Origin of the sequence: Synechococcus sp. CB0205 (assembly GCF_000179255.1) — a bacterium.
Classification (GTDB): Bacteria; Cyanobacteriota; Cyanobacteriia; order PCC-6307; family Cyanobiaceae; genus Vulcanococcus.
On sequence record NZ_ADXM01000068.1, the window covers coordinates 1 to 24078 of the forward strand.

Here is a 24078-nt window from a genome sequence, read left to right on the forward strand (position 1 = left end):
CGCGCATCGGCCTGATCGACTACGGGATGGGCAACCTGCATTCCGTGCAGCGGGCTCTAGAGCGCCTGGGCTGTGAAGTGCGGATCCTGCAGCAGGCCGAAGCCCTGGAGGACTGCCAGGCCCTGGTCCTGCCCGGGGTGGGGGCCTTCGACCCGGCCATGGAGCGTCTCCATGCCTCCGGGCTCGTGCCCGCGATCAAGGCCTGGTGCAATGCAGGGCGCCCCCTCCTGGGGATCTGCCTGGGCTTGCAACTGCTCTTTGAGAGCAGTGATGAGGGTTCAGCCTCCGGCCTTGGACTGCTCGCAGGTCACATCGCAGCGCTGCCAAAGGTTCCGGGTCATCCCATCCCCCACATGGGCTGGGAAGCCCTGATTCCCGGAACGCCCTCCCCGCTACTGCCCGAGGGAGCGCCAGACAGCTGGGTCTATTTCGTCCACTCCTTTGCAGCCCAGCCCAAGGATCCGAGCTGCATCACCGCCTCGGTGTCCTTTGCCGGCCAGGACGTCACCGCAGCCGTCTGGCAAGGCAGCGTCGCAGCCTGCCAGTTCCACCCTGAAAAATCCTCAGAAGCGGGTGAGCAGCTGCTTCGCCGCTGGCTGCACTGGGTCGAGGAACAGGCATGAGCCTGCGACTCAGTGGCGGACGCAAACTGCTGAGTCCCCCTGGAGACATCGCTCGCCCCACGGCCTCTCGGGTGCGCCTAGCCGTCATGAACATGCTGGCGACCGAGCTCCCTGGAGCCCACTGGCTTGATCTCTTCTGCGGGAGCGGAGTGATGGGCTGCGAAGCGCTGTTGCGCGGTGCATCCAAGGTGGTAGCGGTGGAACAGGACCGTCGCGTCGGCGCCACGGCCCGCAGCAACCTGGAGCTGGTGGCCTCCAGCCTGCAACCGAGACCGTCGGTCCAGGTGATCCAACAGGAGGCGATCCGTTGGCTGGGATCAGCCCAAGGGGAGAGCTTTGATCTGGTCTATGCCGATCCGCCCTATGCCGCTGGCCTCTATGGCGCGTTGCTTGAGCGCCTGGCCGCCGGAGATTGGCTCCATCCACAGGCCCTTGTGCTGCTGGAGCACGCAACAAAAAACCCGCCGGAGATCCCGGCGGGTTGGGTGGTCGAGAAGCAAAAGCACTACGGCAGCTGCGGCCTTCTGGTGCTCGCTCGCTCTTGAGATCAGCCGCCCAGGGCGCTGCCGCGGCGGTATTGGTTCCAGGCGGCCACGAACAGACCCAGCAAGGTCACGGGAATCAGACCGAGCACGATGCCGCAGAGCAGGGGTTCGATCATGGACGGAGCAACCAGCTTTGGTTGCACAATTCTCCCACGCCCATGGCTGGGTTCGTGAACGATCTCCATCAACCGTGACCGTAGAGACCCCCACCCCCGCGCAGCAACCCCAGCGGGGCCTGATCTCGGCGCTGGTTCTATTGACGGCGATCTGCGTGACGATCGTGATGCTGGTGGTCGTGATCCCGGCTGCCCGCAGCGACCCCTACACCCGAACCACCCTCCAGCTCAGCGGCTCCGCCGAACAGGGCGAGCAGCTGTTTTTACTGAACTGCGCTGGCTGCCATGGCATTGCCGCCCAGGGCTTGGTGGGGCCCAACCTCCACAAGGTGGATAACCGCAAGAACAATCGCCAGTTGATTCAGCAGGTGGTCAGCGGACGAACGCCGCCCATGCCGCGCTTCCAACCGGAACCCCAAGCCATGGCGGATCTCCTGGCCTACCTCCACAGCCTCTCGTGAGCCTGGCGGTGGTGCTGGTGGAGCCGGCGGGCCCACTGAATGTGGGCAGCGTCGCCCGCCTCTGCGCCAATTTCTCCGTGGATGAACTGCGCCTGGTCGCCCCCCGCTGCGATCACCTGGGCAATGAGGCCCGTCTGATGGCCGTGCATGGCGAGGCACTGCTGGAGCAGGCCCAACTCTTCCCCACCCTTGAGGCCGCCCTTGCCGATTGCCGCCGCGTGGTGGCCACCAGCGGCCGCATCGAGGAGGAGGCCTTGCCCCTGAACGGTCCCGCAGAAGCCCTCTCCTGGCTGCAGGCCTCAGAGACGGATGCCCCCTCCGCCCCAGCGGCACTGGTCTTTGGCCGAGAAGACCGCGGCCTGAGCAATGCAGAACTGCTGCAGGCTGGGCGAATCCTGCGCCTGGAGACCAGCGAGGCCTACGCCTCGATGAACCTCTCCCATGCCGTTGCGGTCTGCCTGCACGAACTGCGGCGCTGCCCCGCACCCACCGCCCCCCAGCCGGAGCCCTGCCAGCGGGAGCAACTGGAGGCCGCACTCAGCGATGCGGAAGAACTCCTGCTGGAGGTGGGCTTCCTTTATCCCCATACCGCCCAGGCGCGCATGGCCAAGCTGCGTGCCCTGCTGCAACGGGCTGAGATCCGCGACGAGGAAGTCGCTCTGCTGCGAGGAATGGTGCGTCAATTGCGCTGGGCATCACAGCGAGACTGCCCCTAACGTCTGAGCCCAAGCTTCGATCGCTTCCGTGGGCGCAGGTCGGTCACAACGTTCAAATCGCTCCAGCTGGGGAGCACCGCTGCGCTTGGTCCTCCGTCTCCTGGTGATGGGGCTGGGGCTGGGGGTGATTGCCGGAACCGGCCTGAAACTGCTGGCTCCAAAACTGGGGCAAGGGGCGGCCCAAGTCGCCAAGCCCCAATCGCTGCTCGCGCCCCCAGGACGGCCGCTTCCGCGCGGCCTGGATCTCGGCCGCTTCGAGCCAAGGCTCGAGCTGACCGCCCTGAGCAAGCGCTGGGCCCAACTCGCCGCGCAATACAAGGACCTGACCGTCAGCGGCTATCTACTGGTGCTCGATGACGGCCGCTTTGCCGAGCTCGCCCCCCAACGGCCCCTGCCCGCCGCCAGCTCCATCAAGACCCCAATCCTGCTGGTGGCTCTTGAGGATCTTGATGCCGGGAAACTGCGCTGGGACGAACGGCTACCGATGACCAAAGAGGTGGTCGGTGGCGGCGCGGGCTGGATGGCGAACAAGCCCGTCGGCACGACCTTTCCCTTCTGGGAAGCGGCCAACGAAATGATCCGCGTCAGTGACAACACGGCAACCAACCTCTTGATCAAACGCGTGGGCGGCAAAGCTGTCATCAACGCCCGCTTCCAGGCCCTGGGGCTCAGCAGCACCGTCGTCAACAACTGGCTACCGGACCTCGACGGCACCAACACCACCAGCGCATACGACCTCGCCCGCTCCATCGCCCTGGTGGATACGGGCGAAAAACTCAGCCCGCGGGCCCGCGATCTCTTCCGCGAGGTCATGGGCCGCTCCCGCACCAACACCCTCTTGCCCCTTGGGATGTTGATGGGCCTTGGGGGAGATTCGGCGACCCCCGACAGCGAGCTGATGGCCCACGGGGTGACCGTCTACAACAAGACCGGTGACATCGGCATTGCCTACGCCGATGCGGGCCTGATCGAATTGCCCGACGGCAAACGGGCCGTGGCCGCCTTCATGGTCAAGGGGCCGTTCAACGACCCGCGCTCCACCAACTTGATCCGGGCCATGGCGGGGGAGATCTCCAAAAACCTGGTGCGCAAACCAGCGCCTGCGCCTGCCAAGCCCAAGAAACCCACCGCCTGAGGACTCCTTCGATGCTTCCTGTCCTCCTGGCGGCAAGCCCCCAAGCGGCACCCATCCTTCGCCCGCAACAGATCCGCCCTCTGCCGGGGAGCCTCGATGCGGTGTTGATGCTCAATGACAACAATCCCGAGTTGATCAGTGGGCCAGGGATCCTGCTCTCGACCTTCGCCGACCCGAGGCACCGCGACGCCCACCTGGATCTGCCGTTGAACGGTCGCTTCGACCTCTTCAGCCACCACGTCTATGCGGGCACCCCAGAGCAACCGGACTCGACCATCTGGCTGGCGGTGGTGGCCCAACCCAGAGGCGAGCAAGCGGTTGAGCTCTCGCTCTTGAGTGGCTCCACCGCGCTCTCCCAGTCCACGGACGGACGCGAACCCCAGGCGCCCTTCCTGCCCCTGCCGGAGCGGATGCGCCAGGACGGCTTCACCTACGCAGGCCCTGGAAGCCGGGTGGCCACGGAACTGCTGCTTCGCCAACGCAACCCCAACCTGCCGAAACGCTGGACATTGCGCCCGGGGTCCCCCACCACCCTGCTGCTGCTGCCGATTCCGGTGCAGGGACTCGATCCACTGCTGAATGGCCGCAATCTGCAACTGCGGCTCCAGGCCAGCGGTGCGATCAGCGTCGCCACCCTGGCGGCCTTCGGGAACGGAAACGAGCCGCCAAACCAGCAGGCACTCGCACAAATTCTGAGCTCGGGCGAATTGAGCCCCAAGGAGCACAAACCCACCCCACGGGGCGCCCGGGGGCGCATGGTCTATTCCCGTGTCAGCGGCGTGCAAATCGGGAGTACCTGGAGCGCCACCGTCAGCGATCCGGGCAAGAGCTGCCTCTCCACCACCTCGGCCCCCATCTCCTGGCCGATTGCCTCGCTGGAGCGTGGCCGCCTCGGAACCGGCCAGGTGCAGACCGCCGAGCTCAAGGCGCACTATCCGGGCACGGCCTGGGCCGCCCACGGCAACTACGGCGTCGCCTACGACATTCGGATTCCGCTCTGCAATCGCTCCAAGAGCCCCGCAGCGCTGGCCGTTGCCCTGGAGTCACCGCTCAAGACCGATCAGGCCGTCGGCGGACTGCAGTTCAACAGCAGTCCATCGCGCTCCGTGATGTTTCGCGGGACGGTGGAACTCAACGGGCTCGACGGTCAACCCAGCCGCCAGAGCTTCCATCTGGTCCAGCGGGCGGGCCAGCAAGGTCCTGAACTGGGCCGCATCAGCCTGACGCCAGGGGAGACGCGGGAGCTTCGCGTGCGCCTGATCTACCCCGCCGATGCCACCCCGCCGCAGGTGCTCAGCCTGCTGCCTGTGAAACAATCGCCAGCACCGCCAGACAGCCTCCAGCCGTGACGCAAGCCCGCAAGCGCAGGGTCTTTCCCTTCACCGCCATCGTGGGTCAGGAGGAGATGAAGCTGGCCCTGCTGTTGAACGTGATCGACCCCCGCATTGGCGGCGTGATGATCATGGGAGACCGCGGCACCGGTAAGAGCACCACCATCCGCGCCCTGGCTGATCTGCTGCCGGAGATCGACGTCGTCGCCGGCGACCCCTACAACAGCTCCTCCAGCGACCCTGACCTGCAGAGCAGCGAGGTGCGCCAGCGGGCCGAACAAGGTGAGCAACTTCCCACCGAGAAGCGCCAGGTCCCCATGGTGGACCTGCCCCTGGGGGCCACCGAAGACCGCCTCTGCGGCACGATCGACATTGAAAAGGCCCTCAGCGAGGGTGTTCGCGCCTTTGAGCCCGGTCTGCTGGCGAAAGCCAACCGCGGCCTTCTCTACGTCGACGAGGTCAACCTGCTGGACGACCACCTGGTGGACGTGCTGCTCGACTCCGCCGCCTCCGGTTGGAACACCGTTGAGCGCGAGGGCGTGAGCGTTCGCCACCCTGCTCGCTTCGTCCTGATTGGCTCCGGTAACCCGGAAGAGGGTGAACTGCGTCCCCAGCTGCTGGACCGCTTCGGCATGAGCGTCGAGGTGCGCACCGTGCGCGACCCCGAACTGCGAGTGCAGGTGGTGGACCAACGCACCGCCTTTGACAACGACCCCGACGGCTTCAACAACGCCGTTCAGGGAACACAGGACGGCCTCCAGGCCCGTGTTGTTGAGGCGCAGAACCGTCTCCCGCACGTTCAAATCGACGATGACCTGCGCATTCGCATCTCCGCCATCTGCGGTGAGCTGGATGTGGATGGCCTGCGCGGCGACATCGTCACCAACCGGGCCGCCCGGGCCCTGGCCGCCTTCGAAGGGCGCACGGAAGTCACCGAAGACGACGTGGCCCGCGTGGCTGCTTGCTGCCTGCGCCACCGCCTGCGCAAGGACCCCCTCGAGCAGATCGACTCAGGCGATCGCGTGGTCAAGGTCTTCTGCAAGGTGTTTGAGCGCCCTGAAAGCAGCGACAAGGCCGCCTTCGAACTGGCCCTCGCCGCCTAAGGCCGTTGCGAATCCTCGGCATCGATCCCGGTCTGGCTCGCGTGGGCTACGGGGTGATTGATGTCGAGGAGGGTCCTGGCGGGGCCCAAACCATGCTCGATTGCGGGATCATCCGCACCGACCCGGGCCGCAGTGATGGCGAGCGGATGGTGGAAATCGCGAAGGATCTACGGGTCCTGATCCGCAACTGGAAGCCTGATCTAGCGGCGGTGGAGAAGTTTTTCTTCTACCGCTCCAGCACCACGATCTCGGTGGTGCAAGCCCGGGGGGTGCTGATGATGACCCTGGCCCGCTTCAGCATCCCGGTGGTGGAGTTCCCGCCCATGCAGATCAAGTTGGCCTTGGCGGGCCACGGCCATGCCGACAAGGACGATGTGCTCGATGCGGTGATGCGAGAGCTCAACCTCGAGACCCCTCCGCGGCCCGATGATGCCGCCGATGCCCTGGCGGTCGCGCTCACCGGCTGGTTTCAGCGCTGATGGAGGGTCAGAAAGGGCCCTTACGCCAGACCTTCAAACAGCGGCGGCTGAACCTGCACGCCAGCTGCGCCCCCCGGCTTCAGGCCCAGGCGATCCAGCACCTGCCGGGCCTGCTGCAGGAAGGACGCCTGCTCGGGCTGTACTGGCCCTTGCCCGGAGAGGTGGACCTGCTGTGCCTCGCTGATCTGCCGTCGCTCAGCGGCCGGATCGCCCTGCCCTGCATCGCCGGGGGGCGTTTGCAGTACCGGCGTTGGCGTCCCGGTGATCCCACCGCAGCGGATGAGACCGGGATCCCCGCCCCAAGCGAGCCAGCGCCAGTGCTGGAGGCGGAACAACTTGGACTCCTGCTGGCCCCTGCCCTGGCCTTCGATCAATCCGGGATCCGCCTGGGCTACGGCGGTGGCTGGTTTGACCGATTGAGGCAGTCCTCCCCCTGGAGGGACATCCCAGCCCTGGCGGTGGTTACCAGCGGATGCCTGGTGGAGCAGCTCCCCGCTGAGGCCTGGGATGTGCCCTTCCCAGGCTGGCTGGATGAGGAGGGGGTGCACTGGCGGCCTGGGTTGCAACCTGTTGAGCAACCGTGAAGTCCAGGCGCACCGGCGCGCTGGATTTGGCAGGATCGGAGCAGTTCAGGGCGGCACCGGTGGATCTGGCTGGCAACGACGCATTCCTCTCCGCCATCACTGCCGGGCGTCAATCTGCCTCCGAAGAGCAGCGCCGCGGGCCAAGCATTGCCATCAACCGCGGCACGGCAGCCGAGCAGGTCATGGCCTCGGAGCTCAAAGGGCGCGATGAGAGCAGCGACGCCCTCTCGATGATGGTGAGCTCCATGGTTCACATGGTTCAGGCCGGCAAAACCAAGACAGACAGCCGCTGGTCCGCTTAATCCAGATGCGAGCCGCTGCTGTCCTCTGCGCCGCCACCCCAGTTCTGATCTGGGCCTCAACGCCGCCAGCCAGGGCCCATGGCATCGAGACGAGCATCAACCGGCTCGAGGCTCTCAATGCGCAGCTGGTGCTTCAGAGCCAGTTCTCCACCGGAGAGCCCACCCAAGATGCCCTCGTCCGTCTGATTGGCCCGGATGGAAGCAGCCAGGAGCTGGGACGCACTGACGCAAGCGGACGACTGAGCTTTGCCCTGCCCCCAGGCAGCCAAGGCTCCTTCGAACTGCAGGTGGATGGGGGACCTGGCCATCGCGACTACCTGGAGATGCCAGTCCAGGGCGGTCAAGTCCAGCTCGATCAGATCAGCGCAGGGCCCCGGCAACGTCCGCAGCTCTGGCTCAGTGCCCTGGGTGCAACTGCCATGCTGCTGGGACTTCAGCGCACCAGACGCAACCGTTAATGGCCACTGGCAGCCAGAAGCTCGATCAAATCGTTGACCGCCTCAAAGGCACGGCCGACCCCAAGCGCCGCTACGAATACGTGCTCTGGCTCGCCAAGAAGTTGGAGCCCCTGCCGGAGGAGTTCCGCAACGACGTCTTCAAGGTCAAAGGCTGCGTCTCCCAGGTGTATGTGGTCGGTCAGCTCGTGGATGGAAAACTCCACTGGCAGGGCGATTCCGATGCCGCCATCACCAAAGGCCTCCTCGCTCTATTGATTGAGGGCACCGAGGGGCTGGATCCCTCGGCCATCGCTGGCATCGATCCCGGCTTCCTCAGTGAGACCGGGTTGCAGGCCAGCCTGACCCCCTCGCGGGCCAATGGCTTTCTCAACATCTTCAAGATGATGCAGGCCCAAGCCAGCGCCCTCAGCTCAGCCGACTAGGTCGATTTCTAGGATCAGTCGTTTCAGAACGGCGTCAGGATGACCATCGGCATCGGCTTGCTCGGGCTCGGCACTGTGGGAGCAGGCGTTGCGGAAATCCTGCAGACCCCTGACGGTCGCCATCCACTGGTGGGAGAACTGGCGCTGAAACGGGTCGCCGTGAGGGATCTGAGCCGCCCTCGGCCCATCGATCTCCCCAGCGACATCCTCTGCACCGACCCTGAAGCGGTGGTCCAGGACCCCGCGGTCGACATCGTCGTTGAGGTCATGGGCGGCCTCGAGCCTGCCCGCAGCCTGATCCTGGCGGCGATTGCGGCTGGCAAACCCGTAGTCACCGCAAACAAAGCGGTCATTGCCCGCCATGGCGAAGAAATTGCTGCTGCGGCCGCCGAACAAGGCGTTTATGTGCTGATCGAAGCCGCCGTTGGCGGCGGGATCCCGATCATCGAACCCCTCAAGCAATCCCTAGGGGGCAACCGCATCCAACGGGTGAGCGGGATTATCAATGGCACCACTAACTACATCCTCAGCCGCATGGCCGATGAGGGTGCGGCCTATGCCGAGGTGCTCGCTGATGCCCAACGGCTGGGCTATGCCGAGGCCGATCCCGCTGCCGATGTGGGTGGTGGCGATGCCGCCGACAAGATCGCCATCCTCTCGGGCCTGGCCTACGGCGGACCGATCGAGCGCGCGGCCATTCCAACCGAAGGCATCGATCGCCTGGATGGCTGCGATGTGACCTACGCCGAGCAACTGGGCTACGTCGTGAAACTGGTGGCCCAAGCCCAGAATCTGGGCACCGCCAGCGATGGCACCGTGCAGCTGGATGTACGCGTCAGCCCCACCCTGCTGCCCAAGGATCACCCCCTCGCCGGGGTGCATGGCGTGAACAACGCCATCCTGGTGGAAGGCGACCCGGTGGGTCGTGTGATGTTCTACGGCCCTGGAGCCGGATCCGGGCCCACCGCCTCCGCCGTGGTGGCTGACATCTTGAACATTGCCGGGATCCGGGCGGCCACCGGCAACAGCGGCGGACTCGACCCGCTGCTGGCGGCCAGCCGTTGGCGCAATTGCGCCCTGGTGGATGCGGGCGAGACCCTGCAGCGTCACTACGTGCGTCTGCAAACCGGTGATGAAGCCGGAGTGATCGGCCGCATTGGCAGCTGCTTTGGCGAGCAAGGGGTCTCGATCCGCTCCATCGTCCAGTTCGAAACCACCGGGGATGCGGCCGACGCCGAGATCGTGGTGATCACCCATGAGGTGAAGCAGCAGCACTTCGCGGCGGCACTCGCCGCCATCAAGGCCCTACCAGAGGTGAAAGCCGTGGCCGCCTGCCTCCCCACGCTCTAGTGGCAGCGGAGCTGGCACCTGGGCCAGAGTTGGGGAATCGATTCGTGCCGTTCCCCTGACCCAAGCGCAGTTTTGTAGCGACTCAAACGTTTTGAGCGCAAACAAGGCGGAATTCTTGGCGGGTCAGTTGGTTTGAGCCTCGGCCTCTTTGCTCTGTTGGCCATGAACCCATCTCGCGCCTTCCATCAAGGCGATTGCGTCAACCTGATCAGTGATTCCCACACCTATCAAGTAGTGGGAATCGATGACAGCCACGACCGCTGCTGGGTGCGGCGCTGGCCCCTGGCCCGCCATGGGTGCCCGGTGTTTGAGATTTCCCTGCAACAGCTCGAGCCCCGCAAATCGATGTCTTAGGGCTTGAATAGGGGCGCTCAGCCAAGCGCCCCATCACTCGCCTTCCCGCTGCTGCCGGCCTGCTCGCCTTGCTGCCGGCCCTGCAGCTGCTGATGGGCTGCCAACCACCCCATCCCGCTGGCCAGCTGGTGGTGGCCAACAAGAGCAGCCTGGACTCCGTCGACCCGGTTGACGTCTATCTGCTGGCCGGAACGCAACTGCTGAGCGCCGTCGGCGACCCGCTCTACACCGCCGATCGCCAGGGGCAACTCCAACCCAGGCTGGCCACGGCCCTGCCGCAATTCAGTGCGGATGGACTCAGCGCCCGGATTCCACTGCGCCAAGGCGTGCTGTTCCACGACGGAACCCGCTTCGACGCCGAGGCGATGGTCTTCAACCTCAACCGCTTTCGGCGCCTGGGGAAACTCAGTTATCTGCTGGATGATCGGATCGAATCCGTCCGCAGCGTTGGACCCTACGCGATCGAAGTCCGCCTGACGCGCCCCTATCGCGCCCTGGCGGCGCTGCTGAGTTCGATCACCTTCACCCCGGTCTCCCCGACGGCCTACCGGGACTACGGCGAGAGCTCCTTGACGGGCCGCTTTGTCGGCACGGGCCCCTACCGCTTGGTGAGCTTCAGCCCGCGCAAACAGCAGTTGCTCCCCTTTGCGGACTACTGGGGCGAGCCCGCCAAGAACGCGGGGATCCACCTCATCACCCTGAGCAACTCCACGGCCCTCTTTGGCTCCCTCATCAGCGGAGAGGTGGACCTGCTGATCTCCAGTGGCCTCGAGAGTGACCAGCAGCAGGCCCTCGATGCCCGCGTGGCGCGCGGTGAGCTGGTGAGCGGAGAAGGGCCGGCGATCGAGATTGCCCTGATGGCCCTCAACAGCCAACGCCCCCCCTTCAACCGCAGCAGGCTGCGGCAGGCGGTGGCCCTCAGCCTGGATCGCCGGCTAATCAGCCAACGGGTCAGCTTTGACATGAGCGAACCCCTGCGCTCCCTGGTGCCACCACCGCTGGCCGGCTCGAGCCCCCCCAGCTGGCCGGCCTACGACCCCAAGGCCGCCCGGGCCCTTTACCGGCAAGAGGGCTACTGCTCAGGGCAACGGCTGACGCTGCCGCTGACCTTCCGCTCGAACCATGCCTCGGATCGTCTCTTTGCCCTGACCTGGCAAGCCCAGTTGCGCCGGGACCTCGGAGACTGCGTGCGCCTGGAGATCACAGGGGTGGAGTCCACCAGCGCCTACCGGCAGCTGTCCCAGGGGGTCTTCCCGATGATCATTTACGACTGGATTGGCGATTACCCAGACCCCGACACCTACCTGGCCCCCCTACTGGGCTGCCGCAGGAGCAAGGGCGACCAATGCCTCTCGGGCAGCAGCGTCGATTCCGGTAGTTTCTGGACCAGGCCAGGCCTGCAACAGCAGCTCCAGGCCAGTGAGCGCCGTTCGGGTGCGGCACGCCAATCCACCCTGTTGACGATTCAACGGGAGGCGGCGGATGGGGCCTCCTTTGTTCCGCTCTGGCAAGTCAATGCGCGCGCCTGGGGGCAGCGAAACCTCAGCGCGCCCCAGTTCGATGGAAGCGGTCGGGTGATCCTGCAGCAGCTGGAGCCGGTGAAGCGATGAGCCGACGCCATCACCTCTGGGGCTACCTGCTGAGCCGCCTGGCCCTGGTGCCGGTGATGCTCTGGCTGATCGCGAGCCTGGTCTTTCTCCTGCTTCGGGTTGCCCCTGGCGATCCCATCGATGCCCTGCTTGGCCCGCGGGCACCGCAAAGCGCTCGAGAAGCCCTCCGCCAACAACTGGGCCTCGATCAAAGTCTTCCGGTCCAGTACGGCCAGTACCTGAGCGACCTGCTGCACGGCCAGCTCGGGACCTCCTTGACCAACCAAGAGCCTGTGACGGCGGTGATTGCCCGCAGTCTTCCCGCCAGCCTGGAGCTCGGCCTGACGGCCCTGCTGATCGCTGCGGTCGTTGGCCTGGCTGTTGGCTTCAGTGGCATTGCCAGGCCCGAGGGGAAGCTCGATCTCTCCGCCCGGCTCTATGGGATTGGGACCTATGCCATGCCGCCGTTTTGGGCAGCGATGATGGTCCAGCTGGTCTTCGCGGTCTGGCTGGGATGGCTGCCGGTCGGCGGACGCTTCCCCGCCACCTTGATCCCACCGGATGGCAGTGGCTTCTATCTGCTCGACAGCCTGCTGCAGGGGAACGGCCAGCAGTTCTGGGGAGCGATCCGGCATCTCGTGCTGCCTGCCAGCACCTTAGGGATCCTGCTCAGCGGGATCTTCGCCAATGCCCTGCGCCTGAATCTGCGCCGAGCCCTGGATTCCGACTACGTGGAAGCGGCCCGCAGCCGCGGCCTGAGTGAACGCCGGGTCGTGCTTCGCCATGCCCTGCCCAACGCCCTGCTGCCGGTCCTGACCATCGCCGGGATCACCGTGGCCTCCTTGATCGGTGGAGCCCTGTTGATCGAGGTCACCTATTCCTGGCCTGGGGTGGCCTTCCGTCTGCAGGAGGCCATTAGCCAACGGAACTACCCCGTCGTCCAGGGGATCGTCGTGGTGGTCGCCAGCCTGGTGGTGGCGGTCAGCGTTCTTGTGGACCTGCTGGTGGCGCTACTCGATCCACGCGTGAAGTTCTGACCTCGATGCGTTCCTGCCAGAGCTTGGCCAGGTCGTGGTCAAGCACATAGGCACTGACACCACCAACGTGCCGGCGCTGGGGCGGTAGGTCCCGCTTCAGCCCCCCTTGATCGAGGCCCCAGAGAAACTCACTGCTCAAGCTCAAGATCAAGTTCTGCACCCGGGCGGGATCCACACCAACCCACTCCTCGCCGAACTTGAACAGGGGGGCCTCGCCTCCGGCCTGCATCCGAACCGGGGAGAAATGACTCGCCCCCTCCAACAACACCAGACGGCTGCGGGGATTGGGATCAGGCAAAAACAGATGCAGCTGCTCACTGAGCGGCGGCGTAATCAAGTCCAGGCTTCCGCCGACCATCAAAACCGGCGCCTGCAGGCCCCGCAGACCCCGATGGGGCCAAAGCAGGCTGCCGAAACCATTGAGGGTCACCACCCCTGCAATCGGCTGGGCCAGCGGTTTCACCGGCGGTAGGGGCACCTCGGGGAGCTGGCACTGGAGCAGCCGCGAGAGGTTGATTAGGGGTAGATCCGCCAGGGATCGTTTGCAACGGCGCTGCAGTCCTGGTTCAGGACGCAGCCCTGCCGCCAACAGGCTCGTCAGCCCCGCCAGGGAGTGACCCATCAGGACCACCCGCTGCCCCAGTTGCGGCAATCCACCGGTTTGCACCGCGGCCACCACGGCCTGCAGGTCTTGCACCCGGCCGGGAAGGGTCTCAGCTCCAGGGGGGAGACGTCGCCCCTGGACCAACTCCCGCACCGCCAGTTCGTTACTACCGGGGTGATCGAGCAAGACCACGGGCCAGTCCCGTTCATGCAGGGCCTGGGCCAACCAGCGCAACTGATCGGTACTGCCCCCCAAGCCAGGCATGAGCAACACCCAGGTCTTGGCATCAGGGACCGGCCAGAGCTCAAGCACCAGGGGCTGCTGGCGATGGGGAACCGGCAAACGCCAGCGCTGGGGAGCCTGATCAGCCGCAGAGGATTGCTGATCCAGCAGCACGCCATCGGAGAGCGGCAGCAGCGGGGTCCCCTGCGGCAGCGGCAAGGTCTGCAGGGCCTTGAGCGCCAGCTCCTGATCGAACAACTGCTGCTGCCAACCGCGGGCGAGCAGCTGGAGTCCATCGAGATTGATGGTGAGCTGCTGGGCCGGCAGTGCCCGCATCAGCTCGATCACCGTCACCTGCCGCTGCTCTTTGAGCAAGGTGTTGAGGGTGCTGAGAACCAGCGGACCGGCATTGCCGTTCTCGGTGCTGATCAAGACGCCCAGTTCTTCGGCGACCCGCTGGCCCGCCCAACTGCGCATCATCTGTTGAGTGAAGCTGCGCTCCTCCACCAGTGGGGCATTGAGCAGCTGATGCAACTGCTGCTGGCTTTGGGGATCGAGCAGGTTGAGCCAGACCGCCAGCTCCCCGGCGCGCGTGGACGGATCCCTGCTCCAGCGTTCCAGTTCCACCAGGTTGAGGGGCAGGTCCAACCCCTCCAGGTGGATGTCGAGTTGCTCAGCGGCCCGCAGTGGCGCAGCCAGCAGGGAGCCCAAGGACAGAACGCCAGCCAGCAGACTGCTGGTCAGTGCACGGCGGCGACGCAAGCGGGTTGGCTCAACCACGGATGCAGGCAACAGGCTGGAGCTGGTGGCACCAGTTTCCCCCGGCACTCCGGGAACTGGCCAGTGTTCGATTGGTCGCGAGTTTTGGTGCCGGTGGGATTTTGTATCTCACCCCGATGGTGTTTCACCAGCAGGGCTTCAATGCCGCCTCCATTGGCCTGGGTTTGGCCCTCGCTGCGCTGGCTGGCACCGTTGGGCGCTTCATCAGTGGAGCCCTCCTGGATCAGGGCCGCAGTTGCGGGACCCCGGTGCTGATGGCGGCGGCCTGTGGGTTTGCCGGTGACGCTCTGCTGCTGCAGGCCAGCAGCATGGGGGGCTACATCGCTGGCCAGGTCTGTATCGGCATGGCCGGCGGCCTCTACTGGCCTGCGGTTGAACTCGCTGTGCCGCAGTGCGCGAACCCACTACCGTCGGCGAAGGGCTACGCCCTGGTGCGCAGCAGTGATGCCGTCGGTGTGGCCTCAGGAACCCTCTGTGGTTCGCTGCTCGCGGCCGCCGGGCTGTTGCGCGGGGTCTACTGGATCGACATCGCGGCGGTCCTCGCTCTGGCGGCGCTGCTGTTACTCAAACCCCTGCCCAAAGCCGCCAAGGCCAGCGAGTACGCGGAGGGGCAACGTCCCCTGCGGCAATGGCTGCCAGCCCTGGTGCCGATGCTTGGCATCTCGGTGGTGGCCACCTCGATTCCAGCGCTGATGCAGAGCGCACTGCCGCTGGATCTGGTCCGCGGCGGCCTGAACCGAGCTGGCCAGACAGAAAGCCTGAGCGCCCTGCTGATCGGTCTGCAACTGGGTCTGCTGGTGTTGATCCAATGGCCCGTTGGCCGAGCCCTGGCCCTGCGGCCAGTGGGGACCGGCCTGGGGCTGAGCCTGATCTGCTTCAGCAGCGGGACCCTGCTCCTGGCCGCCTCAGCCCTGAGCCACTCCGGCCTCGTTCTGGTGGTCATCGCCCTCACGATCATCGCCCTGGGCGAAGCCGCCTTCCTACCGACAGCCACGGAGGCGGTGATTGAGCTCAGTCCCCGTGGCCACGGAGGCCTGGCGATGGCCCTCTTCTCTCAGTGCTTCGCGCTCAGTGCCTTCGCCGCACCGCTGCTGGCGGGGGTTTTGCTGGATGGCCATGGCCATGGCGTGGGCCTGTGGTTCGCGACAGCGGCGATCTGTGCGCTGAGCTTGCTGCTGGTCAGACCGGTGCAGAACCGCTCGAAGCGGCGGGTGGGTTAAGAGGCCTTGTCTTTGGCGTTCTTTGCAGCCCAGGCCTCGTGGGGCAGGGGCTCGGTGCCGTACTCCCAATCGTCGTAATCGGGATCGTTGCGGATCTGCTTATGCAGCTCCTTCTGGCGATCGAAATCGTGGGCCTGACGGTCGTCACCGGTGGTTTCAGGGGAGGGCTGAGCCGTCATGGCAGACCTGGAGCTGACGCCATTGTGGAACAGCTACTTGGATTTGGAAGGCAACAGCCGCAACCAAGCCCAGAAAAGCAATCCCACCGGAAGGATGGCGAGCAGCAGCAACGTCAGAACAAAGCGCAGTTCCTCGTCCACCAGATCAGGAGCCATTTCCGCGAGACTGATCGTGCCCGATCACCCATGGACCTGATGCATCAGCTCTGGCTGCTGGTTCCCTGGGGAGTCTTCGCCCTGGCCGCGGGGGTCAAGTTCTGGCGACTCACCCAGCCCTTCCGCCGCCAGCTCGCCGAGCCCAGCACGGAGCAGGTCCGTGCCTCCCTAGAGCGCAGCTGGAACAGTCGCTGAGGGGCGCTGGCCAGAGCAGGCCAAGCAGCCTCCGTTGATGCGATAGGGAGCCAAGTGATCACGCAGGCAGCGCGTGCCACGAAAAAACAGCACCTGACCCTGTTCGCGGGCATGGGCATCGGTCAGGGGTAAGGCGAGCCAGCTCTCTGGGACAAGGCCCTTGAGCGCCTGGCGGTTGGCCAAAGCCTCACGACGCCGTTGCCGCTCCTCACGGTCGTTCTTCTCGCAGACCGCCTCGACTTGAAGTTCACGGGAGCAGGCCGCACAGGCCTGAACTGTGGGCTTTTGGCGCGCGAGGTTGTGGGAGAGCTTGTCGCTCGGCACCTCGCGCTCCTGACCGCAGCTGCAGCGACACCACCAGTAGGCATTGCCCGCCTTGGAGCGCTTCTCTGACGCGCGTACAACGGTGAGTTGGCCATACACCTCACCAATGCGATTGCGCGGCTTGGAAGGCATTGACCCCAATGAACTCTGCTAAAAACCCTACGGAGGGAATTGCAGAAAACAAAGAAGCGATGACGCGACGCAACAGCGCATTGATTCGACTGCTGCTCTCGGCCCTCTGGATCTTGCTCTGGGTGTTTGCCTTCTTGAGCCTCACCAGAGTGTTGCTCTGGGGCTTGAGTTGGTATTTCATCCGAGCCGCCATCGCCATCGGCTTGGCGTACTACGTGATCGATCGCCTACGGCGCCTGCGTCAGGTCCAGCACCTACGCGCCCTGACTTTCCGGGCGTGGCTGGAGGAGGACTAGCTCCCAACCGTGGCCCTTGAGCTTGTGATTCATCCACGGCTGGTCATTCCAGCGGCGGAATTGACCTGGTCCTTTCGCCGCAGCGCTGGTCCGGGCGGACAAAACGTCAACAAGCTGGAAACGGCTGTCGAGCTCAGTTTTGACATCGAAGCCTGCTCAGTTCTTGGACCATTTCAGAAACAACGACTGCAGGCACGGCTGCCGCAGTTGAAAGGCTCGAGCGTGCTCAGCATTCAGGCCTCCGAGCACCGTTCCCAGTACAAAAACCGCTGCCTCGCCCTTGAAAAGATGGCCGCGGTGTTGCGCGAGGCCCTGAAGCCAGACCCCAAACCACGCCGCGCCACCAAGCCCTCGAAAGCAGCCACTCGCCGGCGTCTGGACAGTAAAAAAATGCGAGGTGATGTCAAACGCAACCGGCAACATCGGCCGCGCCTGGATGACTGATCTCGCTAGACGTAGCGCCCCGGGTATTCCCCCGGATGGTCAATGCGAGTCACCCTCACACCAGCTGCCGATTGCCCCGAGAAGCGCAGGATGTCACTGCCCGAGACCTCAAAGCCCAGGTCCTGGGCCAAGCGGGCGACATCGTCGGCAGTCATCGCCTCCTCCAGCGCTTGCCGCAGTGCTGGCTCAGCCTGAACCCGCACAAAAAACTGCTGCAACTGCTGAAAAGACAACGTGCTCCATCCTCAGGAGGCCAGGCTAAAAGCTGTCGGCTTGAGCACAGCCGCCGGTGGCCTAGAGCGCAACGGAGTCGAGTCAGAACAGGCACTCTGAGGGGCGCGAAGCCATCTCGGCCTGAATGGAAGCCACCCTCCCCGTGGTCATCACCCCGGATCACGAGACCCGCGCGCTGTGGCCGGAATGGCCGGAGAGCACCTTCACCATTCCCGCTCGAACTCTCCAAAACGATGGGCTGAGTTGGGATGAGCTGCTGGGGCAGCGCTGAAGACTCCAAACTGGTGCGACTGCGCCTCCATCGCCCCATGCCAGGCCCCACCGCCGTCAGCGCGAAAGACAAAAACGAGTGGGCAAACTTTGTCGTTCAGGAAGTGGTGAGCTTCCTTGGTGCGCGCAAAGAAGAGATCTACGCCAACTACGCCGCGCAAAGCGAGGGCAAGCTCAGCCGGGAGGCCATCGAAGAGGCCGGGCTGATGGATTTTGAAATTGCCCTGACCTATCTGCAGGACCGCAGCTCAGGTCTGGGCCGCGGTTTTCTTGGGATGAATCTGATTCGCTAAACGTCTCGAATTACACGTTGAAAAGGAACTCCATCACATCGCCTTCTTCAACGACGTACTCCTTCCCTTCAGCACGCAGCCAACCTTTATTCCGGGCTTCAGAGAGTGAACCCGCTTCAAGCAACTGCTTGTAGCCAATGGTCTGGGCCCGAATAAAGCCGCGCTCGAAGTCGGTGTGAATCACACCAGCGGCCTGGGGAGCGGTCATGCCGGCTTTGATCGTCCAAGCACGGGTTTCCTTTTCACCCGTCGTGAAATAGGTGCGCAGGCCCAGCAGGCTGTAGGTGGCCCGGATCAGGCTCTGCAGACCACCCTCTTCAACGCCCAGTCCTTCCAAGAATTCAGCACGGTCCTCTTCAGGCAGCTCAATCAGTTCCGCCTCCACCTGCGCGGAGATACGCACGGTTCCTGCACCCTCTTTCTCCGCCAAGACCGCGACTTCCTCGCAGTAGGCATTGCCACGGGAGAGGTCGTCCTCGCTGACGTTGGTGGCGTAGATGATTGGCTTGGCCGTCAGCAAGCCCAGGGGCTTGATCATCGCGGCCTCTTCCTCGGTGAGGCTGACGCTGCGCGCGGCACCGCCCTGCTCCAGCACCGCCTGGATGCGCTCAAGGGCCTCGTCTTCCGCCTGGGCTTCTTTGCTGGTGCGCGCTTGCTTTTTCAGACGCTCGCGGCGTTTCTCCACCTGGGACAGGTCCGCCAGGCCCAGCTCCAGGTTGATCACCTCGGCATCGCGGGCGGGTCCAACCGACCCACTCACGTGGATCACGTCGTCGTCCTCGAAGCAACGCACGACGTGGACGATGGCGTCCACCTCCCGGATATTGGCCAGAAATTTGTTGCCCAGGCCTTCCCCTTGGCTGGCGCCCTTCACCAGGCCCGCAATATCGACAAACTCCACCCGCGTCGGGATCAGTTCCTTGCTCTTGCTCAGATCCGAAAGCTGCTGCAGACGGGGATCAGGAACCGCCACCACACCGGAGTTCGGCTCAATCGTGCAAAAGGGATAGTTGGCGGCTTCCGCTTGAGCATTGGCCACCAAGGCGTTGAACAGGGTCGACTTGCCCACATTGGGCAGCCCCACGATTCCGGCTTTAAGCATCGATGGAATCTACGGTTTGCCCTTGATGGCGGTGATCCCTCCCTGAGCGAACCCCCGCCCGCTGCCCGCCACCAGGAAGACTGGGGTGACACCGGGAGCCAGGCAGGTCAACGCGATGCTCCAAGACCGTCGTCGAAAACAACCTGTTGCGACCTGGCTGCAAGGCAACACCTTGAGCCTCAAGAGACTTGCGGCCGATCGCCCCTGGCTGGCCCGTCGTCGCTTCTGGGCCGCCGCCCTGGCCGGGACCGTTTTGATTGCCGGTGGAGCAACGGCGCTCAACCTCAGCCGGAGCGCCAAGCAAGCCCGCAGCCTCAACACTTACACCTCCGTCGCCGAGGAAGGCTCCCTGCCGGGCCTGATCACGGCCAGTGGCGAACTAGAGGCCTTCCGCCTGGTCAACGTCAGCCCCAAACGCCAAGGGGTACTCAAGACCCTTTATGTGGAAGAGGGCGACAGCGTCAAAGCCGGCCAGGCCCTGGCCCTGATGGATGGGGGTGACCTTCAGGACCGGCTCGAGGAGCTCTCCGCCCAACTGCAATCGGCCAAAGCCCAACAGGCGCGTAGCCAGAGCGAACTGCAACGCCGGGAAAACCTGGTGCGCAACGGCGCCATTAGCCAGGACAACTACAACAGCGCCAAGGCGGCCTACCTCGTCGACCGCGCCGCCGTCGAGGCGGCCCAACAGCGGCTGGAGCAGCGCGAGATGGAGCGCAGTGAATTGGTCGTCCGGGCTCCCTTTGCCGGAACCATCACCGCGCGGTTTGCCGACCCTGGGGCCTACGTGACGCCCACCACCTCGGCCTCCGCCTCCGCCGGTGCCAGCAGCTCCTCCATCGTTGAGTTGGCCCAGGGCCTCGAGGCCGTGGCCAAGGTGCCAGAAAGCGACATCGGCCGGATCAAGCTCGGACAAACCGGCTCGGTGCGCGTCGATGCCTTCCAGGACCGTCGCTTCAAGGCCCAGGTCCGTCAGATTGCTCCGCGCGCGGCCAAGCTCAACAACGTCACCTCCTTTGAGGTCACCCTGAAGTTCGTCGAGCCGGCGCCTGAACTGCGCATCGGGATGACCGCCGACATCGACTTCAATACCGGGAACCTCCCCCCGCGGACGCTGGTGCCGACGGTGGCGGTCGTGACCGAGCGGGGTAAGCCTGGCGTTCTGCTGGTGGGCCCGGGCAACCAGCCCAAGTTCCAAGCCGTGACCCTCGGAGCCAGTAGCGGCCGCAACACCCAAATCCTTGACGGCATCAAGCCCGGGACACGGGTCTTTATCGACCTGCCCCCCTGGGCAAAGCGCAAAGGCGATTCGAACTAAACCTGCGCCTCAGCCGCCGCATGACGGCGCTCGTTGAGGAAGCTGCGGCAGGCCTCCAGGATGCGCGTGCTGGCCTGGCCATCCCCGAAGGGGTTGTGCGCCCTGGACATCTCTTCGTAGGCCTCGGCGTCATCCAGCAGCAGCGAAGCCTCCCGGAGAATGTCAGCGGAATCCGTGCCGATCAGCTTGGCGGTGCCGGCATCCACGGCCTCGGGCCGCTCGGTGGTGCGCCGCAACACCAGGACAGGTTTACCCAGGGCCGGAGCCTCCTCCTGCAGTCCACCGGAGTCCGTCAACAGAAGCGTCGCGCCGCGCATCGCCGCCACCAGACGGTCGTAGTCCAGCGGTTCGGTCAAGAACGCCCGGGGGTGATCACCCAGGAGTGCCTGCAGGGGCTCCCGCACCGTTGGGTTGCGATGCAGCGGCAGCAACAGCGCCGTATCGGGGTAGCGCTCCAGCACCGCCAAAAAGCCCTTGCCGATCTCCTGGAGCCGCTCGCCCCAGTTCTCCCTGCGGTGGACCGTCGCCAGAATCACCCGCTGCTTCTCAAAGTCCAACCCCGGCAGCTCAAACGGGGGAGCTTTTTTCGCCATCAACAACAGCGCATCAATCACCGTGTTTCCGGTGGTGATGGTTTGGCCCACCACCCCAGAGGCCGCAAGGTTGCGGGCCGAGACGTGGGTCGGAGCAAAGTGCAGCAAGGCCACCTGGGAGATCAGACGGCGGTTGGCCTCCTCGGGGTAGGGATCAAAAATATTGTCGGTGCGCAGGCCCGCTTCCACGTGGCCCACAGGGATTTGCTCGTAGAACGCCGCCAAAGCGGAAGCAAAGGCCGTCGTGGTGTCCCCCTGCACCAAGACCAAGTCAGGGGGGAACTGCTCAAACTCAGCCTTCAAGCCCTGCAGCGCCCCGCAGGTGATGTGGGTCAGGGTTTGCTTGGGGGCCATCAAGGCCAAGTCATGGTCGGCCTGCAGGTCAAACAGGTCCATCACCTGGGTCACCATCTCCCGGTGCTGACCGGTCAGCACCACCCGGGTGTTGAAGTCATCGGACTGCTGGAAGGCCTGGATCACCGGAGCGAGCTTGATCGCCTCCGGACGGGTTCCCAACACGATGCAGACGTTGTGGGGAGCGCTCACTCAGGTGCCGTTGGCAGACCTGTGGATCCTAAAGATGGCGGGCAAAAAAACTGCCCCTGATCGGATTTGCAGCAACAGTGACGGCAGCGCGCCTGCGGGCCAGTGAGCAACAGTTCGCCCTTCCCCATCGGGCTGTTCCCAGAGCAGGCAACGGCAGCAGCAGAAAGCCCGACTAAGCCACTGGATGGAGCCCTCCAAGGGCAGCAACCCAGCTCACTCGAAGGCATCGTCAAACTTGCTGCGGAGCAGGGCTTCTCCGATGTCCACCTTGGGGTGGGCGAGGAACCCCGCTACCGCGACCGCGGCGAGATGCTGCGCACGGGCTGGCCCGTCACCGATGCCGCGGGCTTCCAGCACTGGCTCAGGGAAATGCTGAGCCCAGCTCAGATCGATGCCTTCCAGCGGGACAAAGAATTTGATGGCTCCCACGCCTTCCCCTTCGTCAGGGTCCGCATCAACCTCCTGGACTCCCTGCGGGGACCCGCGATGGTGCTGCGGCTGATTCCGCAAACCATCGCCAGCCTTGAGGAGCTCCAGCTCCCCCCAGTGCTGTAGGAGCTGGCCTCCAAACCCAAGGGCCTTGTTCTGATCACAGGTCCCACCGGGTCAGGCAAGAGCACAACCCTCGCCGCGATGATCGATTGGATCAATCGCAACCGGGCCTGTCACATCCTCACGATTGAGGACCCGGTGGAATTTGTGCACCGCAGCCAGCAGTCCTTGATTCGCCACCGCGAAGTCGGGCAGCACACCAAGCACTTTCCGAGTGCCCTCAGGGCTGCCCTGAGGGAAGACCCCGACGTGATCCTGATTGGGGAAATTCGCGACGGCGAGACCCTGACCACTGCCCTTGAGGCATCCCAGACCGGTCACCTGGTCTTCGGCACCCTGCACACCAATTCGGCCGTCAAAACCGTCGAGCGGGTTCTGGGGATGGTTCCGCCCCAGGACCAAGGCAGCCTGCGGCGCTCCCTGGCGGAAAGTCTGCTCGGGGTGGTCGCCCAAGGGCTGATCAAAACGAGCGACGGCAAACGGGCCGCGTTTCACGACATCTTGATCAACACCGACGCCTGCAAGGACTACCTCGAGCGCGGTGAGCTTGTAGAGATCGAATCGATCATGGCCCGCAGCGGCTTTGATGGCATGCAAACCGCCAATCAGGCCCTGATCGCCTTGGTGGAAGGGGGAAGGACTTCAGGCGAGGCGGCCCTCGCCCAAAGCCTCAAGCCCAACGAACTTGGCCAGGCCCTGCGGGGCAAGGACTAGACCTTGCCGGCGAGGCGGGCAATCAGCAAGACACTCAAGCCAACGGAGAGGCCCACCATCGCCATGCGGCCGTTCCAGATTTCAGCCTGAGGCGTAAAGCCGCGCTTCCACTGGTTCAGCTCCTCAGGAGCCGCTTCAACAACCTGGTCTGGGGTAGGGGCGGAGTCTGCAGTGGCCATCGCCTCTGCCTTCAAACTCCAAGCAGCCTACGGAAATCAGAAGGGCGCCTGGGGTTCATAAAGAACCGGAGCCTGCTCCAGGGGCAGCCTGGGCGTCACAGCCAGCTCAATCGAGCTTTGTGCGCCAGCACGGAAGCGCTGTTCGGCCGCCACACCGATCATTGCGGCGTTATCGGTGCAGTAGGCCAGGGGCGCTACCCGCCACTCGATCGCAAGGGCCTGGCAACGCTCCTCCAGCCGCGCGCGCAAACGATGGTTTGCCGCCACTCCGCCCACCATGACGATGGTTTTGAGTCCCTGATCGCGGGCGCAGCGGGTCGTGCGCTCGACCAAAACGTCAGCGACCACCTGCTCAAAGCTCGCCGCCACATCCGCCAAGGGGAAGGGCTCGCCGCCGGCGGCTTCCTCGGCCCGCAGTTGATTGACCAGCCGCAGAACCGCTGTCTTTAGACCGCTGAAGCTGAAGTCGTAGGGATGGAAGCCCCCCTCGGGCCGCGACACGCGGCCCTTAGGAAGGCTGAAACGCTTGGAATCGCCACTGGCGGCGGCGGCCTGAACGGCCGGGCCTCCCGGATAGCCCAGGCCCAATAGACGGGCGACCTTGTCAAAGGCCTCACCGGCGGCGTCATCGCGACTGCGAGCAAGACGCGTGTAGTCACCAGGACCATCCACACGGATCATCTCGGTGTGCCCACCGCTGACCAGCAGCACCAAATAGGGTCCCGGCGGCAGGGGATCTCCCAGCTGGACCGAGCAGAGGTGCCCCTCCAGGTGATGGACCCCCAGAAACGGTTTTCCGTGAAGGCGAGCCAGGCTCCGCCCGGTCACCGATCCAATCAACAGCGCACCGACCAACCCCGGGGCCGCGGTCGCCGCGATGGCATCGAGCTCCTGGTAACTGACGCCGCTCTGCGCCATCACCTGTTCAATCAGATGGGGCAGCGCCTCCACATGGCGTCTGGAGGCGATTTCCGGAACGACGCCACCCCAACGGGCGTGCTCCTCCATTTGCGTTGCAACCGCGCTCGCGAGCACCGTTTGATTACACACAACGGCTGCGGCTGACTCGTCACAACTTGTTTCGAGGGCCAGCAGCGTGGGCATTAGGTCTGGAGAGCTCTCT

At 64.7% G+C, this 24078-nt stretch carries 35 protein-coding genes; 25 read left to right on the forward strand and 10 right to left on the reverse strand.

Annotated elements, in window-relative coordinates; genetic code table 11:
- Together hisH and rsmD are read left to right on the forward strand one after the other, a co-directional pair.
- Positions 1 to 623 (forward strand): imidazole glycerol phosphate synthase subunit HisH (gene hisH, locus CB0205_RS0113115; protein ID WP_010317927.1); only part of this gene is annotated, 623 nt, incomplete at its 5' end.
- Positions 620 to 1168, forward strand: coding sequence for a 16S rRNA (guanine(966)-N(2))-methyltransferase RsmD (gene rsmD, locus CB0205_RS0113120; RefSeq protein WP_010317928.1), 549 nt, complete (start codon positions 620 to 622; stop codon positions 1166 to 1168). The genes hisH and rsmD, both read left to right, overlap by 4 nt.
- 2 nt (positions 1169 to 1170) lie before the next feature.
- Here the strand turns inward: rsmD and petG are convergent, their stop codons facing one another.
- Positions 1171 to 1284: a cytochrome b6-f complex subunit V gene (gene petG, locus CB0205_RS0113125; protein WP_006041770.1), complete on the reverse strand. Its 114-nt coding sequence runs from the start codon at positions 1282 to 1284 to the stop codon at positions 1171 to 1173.
- Positions 1285 to 1358: 74 nt separating this feature from the next.
- Here petG and CB0205_RS0113130 point away from each other — a divergent pair, with 74 nt between their 5' ends.
- The 14 genes from CB0205_RS0113130 (at position 1359) to CB0205_RS0113195 (ending at position 12605) form a co-directional block, all read left to right on the forward strand.
- Positions 1359 to 1745, forward strand: a complete 387-nt coding sequence (locus tag CB0205_RS0113130; protein ID WP_010317933.1) for a cytochrome c — start codon at positions 1359 to 1361, stop codon at positions 1743 to 1745.
- Positions 1742 to 2461, forward strand: coding sequence for an RNA methyltransferase (locus CB0205_RS0113135; protein WP_010317935.1), 720 nt, complete (start codon positions 1742 to 1744; stop codon positions 2459 to 2461). Before CB0205_RS0113130 ends, CB0205_RS0113135 begins: the two co-directional genes overlap by 4 nt.
- Positions 2462 to 2546: 85 nt before the next feature.
- Positions 2547 to 3596, forward strand: a complete 1050-nt coding sequence (locus CB0205_RS0113140) for a serine hydrolase (protein WP_010317936.1) — start codon at positions 2547 to 2549, stop codon at positions 3594 to 3596.
- An 11-nt stretch (positions 3597 to 3607) separates the two neighbouring features.
- A complete protein-coding gene (locus CB0205_RS0113145) occupies positions 3608 to 4945 on the forward strand; it encodes a DUF3370 domain-containing protein (RefSeq protein ID WP_010317937.1) in 1338 nt (445 codons plus the stop codon).
- Positions 4942 to 6030 carry a magnesium chelatase ATPase subunit I gene (bchI, locus tag CB0205_RS0113150; RefSeq protein ID WP_010317938.1) on the forward strand — a complete coding sequence of 363 codons (1089 nt, stop codon included), beginning with the start codon at positions 4942 to 4944 and terminating at the stop codon, positions 6028 to 6030. Before CB0205_RS0113145 ends, bchI begins: the two co-directional genes overlap by 4 nt.
- A gap of 5 nt (positions 6031 to 6035) precedes the next feature.
- Entirely contained in the window at positions 6036 to 6509 is a 474-nt protein-coding gene (gene ruvC, locus CB0205_RS0113155; RefSeq protein ID WP_010317939.1) for a crossover junction endodeoxyribonuclease RuvC, read from the forward strand.
- Positions 6509 to 7093 (forward strand): 5-formyltetrahydrofolate cyclo-ligase, encoded by a 585-nt coding sequence (locus CB0205_RS0113160; RefSeq protein ID WP_010317940.1) that lies wholly within the window; start codon positions 6509 to 6511, stop codon positions 7091 to 7093. Before ruvC ends, CB0205_RS0113160 begins: the two co-directional genes overlap by 1 nt.
- Positions 7094 to 7152: 59 nt before the next feature.
- On the forward strand, positions 7153 to 7395 hold the full coding sequence (locus CB0205_RS0113165; protein ID WP_232197335.1) for a hypothetical protein: 243 nt from the start codon (positions 7153 to 7155) through the stop codon (positions 7393 to 7395).
- A gap of 5 nt (positions 7396 to 7400) precedes the next feature.
- Positions 7401 to 7853 carry a hypothetical protein gene (locus tag CB0205_RS14930; protein ID WP_010317942.1) on the forward strand — a complete coding sequence of 151 codons (453 nt, stop codon included), beginning with the start codon at positions 7401 to 7403 and terminating at the stop codon, positions 7851 to 7853.
- Positions 7853 to 8275, forward strand: coding sequence for a SufE family protein (locus CB0205_RS0113175; protein WP_010317943.1), 423 nt, complete (start codon positions 7853 to 7855; stop codon positions 8273 to 8275). Before CB0205_RS14930 ends, CB0205_RS0113175 begins: the two co-directional genes overlap by 1 nt.
- Positions 8276 to 8314: 39 nt before the next feature.
- Entirely contained in the window at positions 8315 to 9625 is a 1311-nt protein-coding gene (locus CB0205_RS0113180; RefSeq protein WP_010317946.1) for a homoserine dehydrogenase, read from the forward strand.
- 162 nt (positions 9626 to 9787) lie between these two features.
- Positions 9788 to 9979 carry a hypothetical protein gene (locus tag CB0205_RS0113185; RefSeq protein WP_050778503.1) on the forward strand — a complete coding sequence of 64 codons (192 nt, stop codon included), beginning with the start codon at positions 9788 to 9790 and terminating at the stop codon, positions 9977 to 9979.
- 68 nt (positions 9980 to 10047) lie between these two features.
- A complete protein-coding gene (locus tag CB0205_RS0113190) occupies positions 10048 to 11589 on the forward strand; it encodes an ABC transporter substrate-binding protein (protein ID WP_010317950.1) in 1542 nt (513 codons plus the stop codon).
- The gene (locus tag CB0205_RS0113195) at positions 11586 to 12605 is read left to right on the forward strand and encodes an ABC transporter permease (RefSeq protein ID WP_010317952.1); all 1020 of its coding nucleotides are present in this window, start codon (positions 11586 to 11588) and stop codon (positions 12603 to 12605) included. The genes CB0205_RS0113190 and CB0205_RS0113195 overlap by 4 nt, the downstream gene beginning before the upstream one ends.
- Here CB0205_RS0113195 and CB0205_RS0113200 read toward each other — a convergent pair.
- Positions 12550 to 14211, reverse strand: a complete 1662-nt coding sequence (locus CB0205_RS0113200) for an alpha/beta fold hydrolase (RefSeq protein ID WP_232197336.1) — start codon at positions 14209 to 14211, stop codon at positions 12550 to 12552. The two genes, CB0205_RS0113195 and CB0205_RS0113200, sit on opposite strands and share 56 nt — an antisense overlap.
- Positions 14212 to 14213: 2 nt before the next feature.
- Between CB0205_RS0113200 and CB0205_RS0113205 the strand changes: the two genes are divergently transcribed.
- The gene (locus tag CB0205_RS0113205; protein WP_029626406.1) at positions 14214 to 15431 is read left to right on the forward strand and encodes an MFS transporter; all 1218 of its coding nucleotides are present in this window, start codon (positions 14214 to 14216) and stop codon (positions 15429 to 15431) included.
- Here the strand turns inward: CB0205_RS0113205 and CB0205_RS0113210 are convergent.
- Both CB0205_RS0113210 and CB0205_RS16670 read right to left on the reverse strand, forming a co-directional pair.
- Positions 15428 to 15610, reverse strand: coding sequence for a hypothetical protein (locus tag CB0205_RS0113210; protein WP_010317955.1), 183 nt, complete (start codon positions 15608 to 15610; stop codon positions 15428 to 15430). The two genes, CB0205_RS0113205 and CB0205_RS0113210, sit on opposite strands and share 4 nt — an antisense overlap.
- 33 nt (positions 15611 to 15643) lie before the next feature.
- Positions 15644 to 15766: a hypothetical protein gene (locus CB0205_RS16670; protein WP_010317956.1), complete on the reverse strand. Its 123-nt coding sequence runs from the start codon at positions 15764 to 15766 to the stop codon at positions 15644 to 15646.
- A gap of 39 nt (positions 15767 to 15805) precedes the next feature.
- On the opposite strand from CB0205_RS16670, the gene CB0205_RS16200 reads away from it, so the two are divergent.
- The gene (locus CB0205_RS16200; RefSeq protein ID WP_198001945.1) at positions 15806 to 15961 is read left to right on the forward strand and encodes a hypothetical protein; all 156 of its coding nucleotides are present in this window, start codon (positions 15806 to 15808) and stop codon (positions 15959 to 15961) included.
- On the opposite strand, the gene CB0205_RS0113225 is transcribed toward CB0205_RS16200, so the two are convergent.
- On the reverse strand, positions 15935 to 16417 hold the full coding sequence (locus tag CB0205_RS0113225; protein ID WP_010317958.1) for a hypothetical protein: 483 nt from the start codon (positions 16415 to 16417) through the stop codon (positions 15935 to 15937). The genes CB0205_RS16200 and CB0205_RS0113225 overlap by 27 nt on opposite strands.
- A 59-nt stretch (positions 16418 to 16476) precedes the next feature.
- Here CB0205_RS0113225 and CB0205_RS0113230 point away from each other — a divergent pair, with 59 nt between their 5' ends.
- Both CB0205_RS0113230 and arfB read left to right on the forward strand, forming a co-directional pair.
- Positions 16477 to 16713, forward strand: coding sequence for a hypothetical protein (locus CB0205_RS0113230; protein ID WP_010317959.1), 237 nt, complete (start codon positions 16477 to 16479; stop codon positions 16711 to 16713).
- 9 nt (positions 16714 to 16722) lie between these two features.
- Entirely contained in the window at positions 16723 to 17157 is a 435-nt protein-coding gene (gene arfB / locus CB0205_RS0113235) for an alternative ribosome rescue aminoacyl-tRNA hydrolase ArfB (RefSeq protein ID WP_010317960.1), read from the forward strand.
- 5 nt (positions 17158 to 17162) lie between these two features.
- On the opposite strand, the gene CB0205_RS0113240 is transcribed toward arfB, so the two are convergent.
- On the reverse strand, positions 17163 to 17375 hold the full coding sequence (locus tag CB0205_RS0113240) for a Nif11-like leader peptide family natural product precursor (RefSeq protein ID WP_010317963.1): 213 nt from the start codon (positions 17373 to 17375) through the stop codon (positions 17163 to 17165).
- Positions 17376 to 17515: 140 nt separating this feature from the next.
- Between CB0205_RS0113240 and CB0205_RS16205 the strand changes: the two genes are divergently transcribed.
- The gene (locus CB0205_RS16205; protein ID WP_010317965.1) at positions 17516 to 17662 is read left to right on the forward strand and encodes a hypothetical protein; all 147 of its coding nucleotides are present in this window, start codon (positions 17516 to 17518) and stop codon (positions 17660 to 17662) included.
- Between the two features lie 13 nt (positions 17663 to 17675).
- Complete coding sequence (locus tag CB0205_RS0113250; RefSeq protein WP_369791665.1) at positions 17676 to 17954, forward strand: hypothetical protein; 279 nt, start codon at positions 17676 to 17678, stop codon at positions 17952 to 17954.
- Between the two features lie 10 nt (positions 17955 to 17964).
- On the opposite strand, the gene ychF is transcribed toward CB0205_RS0113250, so the two are convergent.
- Positions 17965 to 19056, reverse strand: a complete 1092-nt coding sequence (ychF, locus tag CB0205_RS0113255) for a redox-regulated ATPase YchF (RefSeq protein WP_010317968.1) — start codon at positions 19054 to 19056, stop codon at positions 17965 to 17967.
- 115 nt (positions 19057 to 19171) lie between these two features.
- On the opposite strand from ychF, the gene CB0205_RS0113265 reads away from it, so the two are divergent.
- Positions 19172 to 20371, forward strand: a complete 1200-nt coding sequence (locus CB0205_RS0113265; RefSeq protein ID WP_010317971.1) for an efflux RND transporter periplasmic adaptor subunit — start codon at positions 19172 to 19174, stop codon at positions 20369 to 20371.
- Here the strand turns inward: CB0205_RS0113265 and wecB are convergent.
- Positions 20368 to 21510, reverse strand: coding sequence for a non-hydrolyzing UDP-N-acetylglucosamine 2-epimerase (wecB, locus tag CB0205_RS0113270; RefSeq protein ID WP_043706178.1), 1143 nt, complete (start codon positions 21508 to 21510; stop codon positions 20368 to 20370). The genes CB0205_RS0113265 and wecB overlap by 4 nt on opposite strands.
- Positions 21511 to 21612: 102 nt before the next feature.
- Here wecB and CB0205_RS16770 point away from each other — a divergent pair, with 102 nt between their 5' ends.
- Together CB0205_RS16770 and CB0205_RS16775 are read left to right on the forward strand one after the other, a co-directional pair.
- Complete coding sequence (locus CB0205_RS16770) at positions 21613 to 22065, forward strand: hypothetical protein (RefSeq protein WP_369791666.1); 453 nt, start codon at positions 21613 to 21615, stop codon at positions 22063 to 22065.
- A gap of 33 nt (positions 22066 to 22098) precedes the next feature.
- Entirely contained in the window at positions 22099 to 22776 is a 678-nt protein-coding gene (locus CB0205_RS16775) for a type IV pilus twitching motility protein PilT (protein ID WP_369791667.1), read from the forward strand.
- On the opposite strand, the gene CB0205_RS0113280 is transcribed toward CB0205_RS16775, so the two are convergent.
- Together CB0205_RS0113280 and tsaD are read right to left on the reverse strand one after the other, a co-directional pair.
- The gene (locus CB0205_RS0113280; RefSeq protein ID WP_010317973.1) at positions 22773 to 22955 is read right to left on the reverse strand and encodes a high light inducible protein; all 183 of its coding nucleotides are present in this window, start codon (positions 22953 to 22955) and stop codon (positions 22773 to 22775) included. The two genes, CB0205_RS16775 and CB0205_RS0113280, sit on opposite strands and share 4 nt — an antisense overlap.
- 36 nt (positions 22956 to 22991) lie before the next feature.
- A complete protein-coding gene (tsaD, locus tag CB0205_RS0113285) occupies positions 22992 to 24059 on the reverse strand; it encodes a tRNA (adenosine(37)-N6)-threonylcarbamoyltransferase complex transferase subunit TsaD (protein ID WP_029626409.1) in 1068 nt (355 codons plus the stop codon).
- Between the last annotated feature and the right edge of the window lie 19 nt (positions 24060 to 24078).